This window comes from Allobosea sp. 01N443 (assembly GCF_056399325.1).
The window spans coordinates 1-839 of the sequence record NZ_JBFTRC010000405.1; the positions used below are offsets into that span (position 1 = coordinate 1).

2 protein-coding genes are annotated in these 839 nt (G+C 62.6%); one reads left to right on the plus strand and one right to left on the minus strand.

The window, feature by feature from the left end:
* On the minus strand, nucleotides 1–444 hold a 444-nt coding region (locus tag AC1DRP_RS36700; RefSeq protein WP_476771157.1), incomplete at its 3' end, for a pyridoxal-phosphate dependent enzyme.
* Between the two features lie 192 nt (nucleotides 445–636).
* On the opposite strand from AC1DRP_RS36700, the gene AC1DRP_RS36705 reads away from it, so the two are divergent.
* Nucleotides 637–839 (plus strand): TRAM domain-containing protein (locus AC1DRP_RS36705; protein WP_476771158.1); only part of this gene is annotated, 203 nt, incomplete at its 3' end.

Here is an 839-nt window from a genome sequence, read left to right on the forward strand (position 1 = left end):
CCAGATCGCGCCGTTCGGCTCACTCTTCGCCAGTTCCTCGGCGAGACGGCCCGAGACCTTCACGTAATTATTGGGATTGGCGTAGCCGACCGCAGGCACCTCGACCAGCGTCGCGCCGGCAAGCCGCAGCATGTCCTTCTTTTCCTGCGACTGCGTCTCGGGGATCACGATCACCGAGCGATACCCAAGTGCATTGCCGACGAGGGCAAGCCCGATGCCGGTATTGCCGGCCGTGCCTTCGACGATCACGCCGCCGGGTTTCAGGAGGCCGCGCGCCTCGGCATCGCGTATGATCGCGAGGGCGGCGCGGTCCTTGACGGATTGCCCCGGGTTCATGAACTCGGCCTTCCCCAGGATCGTGCAACCGGTCATCTCCGAGGCACGCTTGAGCTTGATCAGGGGCGTATTGCCGATGGCTTCGATGACACCGTTGCGGATCGTCATGATGGAAATCGCTCCTCGGGCCGAGACGCGTCTCCGGTCGGGCCGGAGCGGCGCTGCACGTCAAGATAGAGAATTTTCTTCTCGTTTCACGGGAAGAATTTTTCGAATTGCGTGGATTGGGCGACCGAATTTCCCTCTTTCGGTTCAACCTGATAGGCGAACCTAAACCGAAGGTCACAAACGTAAATCCGCATGTCCATTCTCGCCATGAACGAAACCCTCACGATCGCGCATCTCGGCCAGCGCGGCGACGGCATTGCCGAGACGTCCCAAGGGGCGGTCTTCGTGCCCTATACCCTGCCCGGGGAGACGGTGCGGGTCGTTCGCGATGGCGACCGCGCGCAACTCGTCGAGATCCTGGCGCCCGCTGAATCGCGGGTGGCGGCGATCTGCCC